Below are 4754 nucleotides of genomic sequence, written 5' to 3'. Positions count from 1 at the left end.
CCGTTCGGAGCAGGCCCTCGTCCCCGGCCACCCACAGCGCATACAGCAGTCCCCCGGCCAGGGCGGCCGCCGTGCGCGCGCGGACGTCGGCGTCGGGGCCGGACAGGCGGCGGCGCAGTGGCGCGATGAAGACGTGCTCGTGCGTGTCGCGCAGGCGCTTGCGGATCTGCGGTTCGTTGCTGCCGTGCACCAGGGCCAGGAAGACGCCCCGCGCGGGACCGTCGAGTTCGACGAGGAGTTCGGCCAGCCGTTCCCCCAGGTGCTCCAGTGGCACGTCGAGCAGCGGCTCGTCGTCGATCGTCAGGTGCATCGTCTCCAGGAACAGGAGTTCTTTGCTCTTGAAGTGACGGATCACCAGTGCAGGATCCGTGTCGGCCGCCGCCGCGATCTGACGGACGGTGGTCCTGGAGAAGCCCTGGTCCTGGAACAGCCGGGCAGCGGCTGAGTGGATGGCCTCGCGGGTCGTGGTACGAGAGCCGGTCTGCAGCATGCGGGACAGGATAGGGGACCCGCTGCTTCGCACCTGCGGGTTCGCGCGTTCACGGAGACGGGTCGGGCGCCTTCCGCAAGCCTTTCAGGAAGTTCGGTCAACAATGTTGACTCCCCGTCGGGGGACCTGCACATTACTTGGCGGTAGAACCGTTCGGTAACCGCGCAACCCGGCACTCCCCCGCACTCAAGCCGCTCCGGTCTCACCATCGGCGCGCCCGGCGGGCCGCCCCCCTCCACACCCCACGAGAAGAGGGACCACATGCCGAAGCACGCCTTTCGGAATGTCATGGCCACATCACTCGCGCTCGTCGGTACGTTCGCCCTCAGCCTCACCGGCGGCACCGCACACGCCTCCACGTCACTGGACTACGTCGCCCTGGGCGACAGCTACAGCGCCGGCTCGGGCGTGCTGCCCGTGGATCTCACCAACCTGCTGTGCCTGCGCTCCACCGCGAACTACCCCCACGTGATCGCCGCCCGGACGGGCGCCCGTCTGAAGGACGTGACCTGCGGCGCCGCCCAGACGAAGGATTTCACCGAGTCCCAGTACCCCGGGGTCCCACCCCAGACGAACGCACTCGGCGCGGACACCGACCTGGTGACGCTGACGATCGGCGGCAACGACAACGGCACCTTCATCAACGCCTTGACGGCCTGCGGCACCGCCGGCGTCCTCAGTGGCGGCAAGGGCAGCCCCTGCAAGGACAAGTACGGCACCTCCTTCACCGACCAGATCGACGCGAACACCTATCCCGCCCTCAAGGCCGCCCTGCGGGCCGTGCGCGCCAAGGCGCCCAACGCCCGCGTGGCGGTCCTGGGTTACCCCTGGATCACACCCGCCGAGGCCGACCCGTCCTGCTTCGCGAAGCTGCCGGTCGCCGCCGGTGACGTGCCCTACGTGCGTGGCATACAGGCACACCTCAACGCGGTCGTCGAACGCGCCGGCGAAGAGACCGGTGCCACCTACGTGGACTTCTCCCAGGTGTCCGAGGGCCACGACGCGTGCAAGCCCGGCGGCACCCGCTGGATCGAGCCCCTCCTCTTCGGCAGCAGCCTCGTCCCCGTCCACCCCAACGCCCTCGGAGAGCGGCGCATGGCCGAGCACACCATGAGCGTCCTCGGCCTGAGCTGACGGCGGCGCGCTTCGCCCTCGACGACCGGCGGTCCACCCGGGGCCGGCGGAAACAGGCCGGTGCGGCCGGATCGGGGGCGAAGCGCGTGGTGTGGTTGCCGGGTACGGCGAGGAGTCCGTCCGCGGGGGCAGTGCCCGGCACGGCGTTTCGGACCGGCCGGTGCGTGCCGCCCACGAACCAGTGGGCGTGGGGATGTCCGCGCCGCCGCGGTGCTCGCGCGTTCCGAAGAGGGGGGGAGTCCTCCCCGCCCGTCGACGGGTCGCACTCCAGCACCGCCTCCGGGCCGAACGTCTTGCGGTGTGCGTCGCGGACGAGTTCGGCGGTCATGACGTCGCCGCTGGTGACCGCGGAGTCGCGGGAGAGGGTGAGCTGCGGAGGACCTGGGGGGCCGGTGCCGCTCCAGGCGTCACGGTCGCCGTACGGGAACGCGCATGCCGCACCCCCTCGAAAGGGCCCGCTCCGGCATCGCCCCTGCGACCGTCCTTGCCGGTACGGGCCCTGCCGGGATCGGCCCGGTACGGCCGTACGCGTCCGTCGCGGAGGACCCGCCGAACGCCCCGTCATTCCCTGCCGTTCCCGGCACGGCGGCGTCACGCAACTGCGACGCGACCGCAGTCCGGCCAAAGACCCCGTGGGCGTCCGCGGGCCGGTCTCCCGCGCACCTCGGAGGACACCGCACAGCACCCGGCACGGAGGGAGCAGACCGACGGGCGCCCGGTGGAGCACCGGTGTGGCACGCGGCGGCAGCAAGCTCTCCGGCCCGAACCGGACCGCCCGGCCGAGCCTCCGCACCGCCTCGTGGAACGCGGCCCCTCCGTACCGGAGGTGAGGACGGGTCAGGTCGGGCGCGACCGCCCGCTGTGGCGGAGCGCCACAAAGGGCCATCCGGTGCCGTCCGGACGGTTGACAGCTTCCGAGTCGCCTGGCTTCATGAACAGCGCATGCATGGGAGCGCTCCCATCTTTGTGCGTGCTTCTCGTCCGGCAAAACGACAGAAGGGCACACAGTGGGACAGCCATCAGCACGGAGCCGGCCCCGCGGTCCGCTCCGGCACATCAGAGCCCTGCTCACCGCGGTGCTGGCCGCGGGGCTGCTGTCGGCGGCCGGGCCCGCGGCCTGGGCAGCCGACCGGCCGGCTGCCGCACACGCCGAAACAGCCGCCGCGCCGAAGGCGTCCGTCGCCGCACCCGGTGACGACTGGCTGCACACCGAAGGCAACAAGATCGTCGACGCGAACGGCGACGAGGTCTGGCTCACCGGCGCCAACTGGTTCGGCTTCAACGCCACCGAGCGGGTCTTCCACGGGCTGTGGTCCGGCAACATCACCGACATCACCGAGGCCATGGCCGACCGGGGCATCAACATCGTCCGCGTCCCCGTCTCCACCCAGCTCCTGCTGGAGTGGAAGAACGGCCGGGCCACCGTCCCCAGCGGCGTCAACGCCTACGCCAACCCCGAGATCGCGGGCAAGACCTCCCTGGAGGTCTTCGACCACTGGCTCGACCTGTGCAAGCAGTACGGCATCAAGGTCATGCTCGACGTGCACAGCGCCGAGGCCGACAACTCCGGCCACGTCCACCCGGTGTGGTGGAAGGGCACCATCACGTCCGAGGACTTCTACACCGCCTGGGAGTGGGTGACCACCCGCTACCGCGACGACGACACCATCGTCGCCATGGACGTCAAGAACGAGCCGCACGGCACGGCCGGTACCAGCCCGCGCGCCAAGTGGGACGGCTCGACGGACCAGGACAACTTCAAGCACGTCTGCGAGACCGCCGGCAGGCGGATGCTCGCCATCAACCCGAACCTGCTGGTGCTCTGCGAGGGCATCGAGATCTATCCCAAGGCCGGTGTGGACTGGACCTCCACCACCCCGACCGACTACCACTCGACCTGGTGGGGCGGCAACCTGCGCGGCGTCCGCGACCACCCCGTCGACCTCGGCGCGCAGAGCGACCAACTGGTGTACTCCCCGCACGACTACGGACCGCTGGTCCACCTCCAGCCCTGGTTCACCGGCGACTGGAACCGCACCACCCTCGAACGCGACGTCTGGGACCCCAACTGGCTCTACCTCCACAAGGAGAACAGGGCCCCGCTGCTCATCGGAGAGTGGGGCGGCTTCCTCGACGACGGCCCGAACGAGAAGTGGATGACCGCGCTGCGCGACCTCGTCGTCGAGCACCGCATCCACCAGACCTTCTGGTGCCTCAACCCCAACTCCGGTGACACCGGCGGCCTGCTGCTGGGCGACTGGAAGTCCTGGGACGAGGAGAAGTACGCCCTGCTCAAGCCCGCCCTGTGGCAACACGACGGAAAGTTCGTCAGCCTCGACCACGAGGTCCCGCTGGGCGGCGCCGGAAGCACCACGGGCATCAGCCTGGGCGAGCTCCACGACGGTCCGGGAGACCCGGAGGACACACAGGCACCGACCGCCCCGAGCGGACTGACCGGCACCGCGAAGACGTCGACCAGCGTCTCGCTCTCCTGGACGGCGTCGACCGACAACACGCGCGTGACCGGGTACGACGTCTACCGGGGCGCGACCAAGGTGAACACCGCACCGGTGAGCGGCACGACGTACACCGACACCGGCCTCTCGCCCTCCACGGCATACGGCTACACCGTCCGGGCCCGGGACGCGGCGGGTAACGTCTCCGCCCCCTCGGCGACGCTGAACGTGACGACGGAGTCGTCCGACACCCCGTCCGGGGCGGTGAAGGTGCGGTACAAGAACAACGACGCGTCGGCGACGGACAACGCGATCCGGCCCTCGCTCCAGGTGGTCAACACCGGCAGCTCCGCCCTCGACCTCGGCACCGTCTCGATGCGCTACTACTTCACGCGGGACGGTTCGGCCACCGTCAGCGCCTGGTGCGACTACGCGGCGGTGGACTGCGCGCGGGTGAAGCTGCGCGTCGTGCCGCTGACCACGCCGGTCACGGGCGCGGACGCGTACCTGGAGGTCACCTTCACGGGCGGCTCACTGGCCGCCGGCAGGAACACCGGTGACATCCAGCTGAGGATGGGCAAGGCCGACTGGTCGAACTTCGACGAGACGAACGACCACAGCCGTACGACGGCCACCACCTACACCGACGCACCGGCCGTCCCCGCGTACACCGG

General features: G+C 70.4%; 3 protein-coding genes. 2 read left to right on the top strand and 1 reads right to left on the bottom strand.

What is annotated here, in order from left to right; translation table 11 throughout:
* On the bottom strand, window positions 1-490 hold a 490-nt coding region (locus tag RIM90_RS28845), incomplete at its 3' end, for a TetR family transcriptional regulator (protein WP_309063693.1).
* A 261-nt stretch (window positions 491-751) separates the two neighbouring features.
* Between RIM90_RS28845 and RIM90_RS28840 the strand changes: the two genes are divergently transcribed.
* Both RIM90_RS28840 and RIM90_RS28835 read left to right on the top strand, forming a co-directional pair.
* A complete protein-coding gene (locus RIM90_RS28840; RefSeq protein WP_309063692.1) occupies window positions 752-1624 on the top strand; it encodes an SGNH/GDSL hydrolase family protein in 873 nt (290 codons plus the stop codon).
* Between the two features lie 1007 nt (window positions 1625-2631).
* The coding region (locus tag RIM90_RS28835) for a cellulase family glycosylhydrolase (protein WP_309063691.1) at window positions 2632-4754 on the top strand (2123 nt) is incomplete at its 3' end.

Source organism: Streptomyces sp. (genome assembly GCF_031181555.1).
GTDB lineage: Bacteria > Actinomycetota > Actinomycetes > Streptomycetales > Streptomycetaceae > Streptomyces > Streptomyces fimbriatus.
This window is presented reverse-complemented; position numbering and strand designations above follow the sequence as displayed.

Bases quoted from the DNA above. Each gene is read 5' to 3' on its own strand.
- RIM90_RS28840 (WP_309063692.1), top strand. From the start codon at position 752: ATGCCGAAGCACGCCTTTCGGAATGTCATGGCCACATCACTCGCGCTC.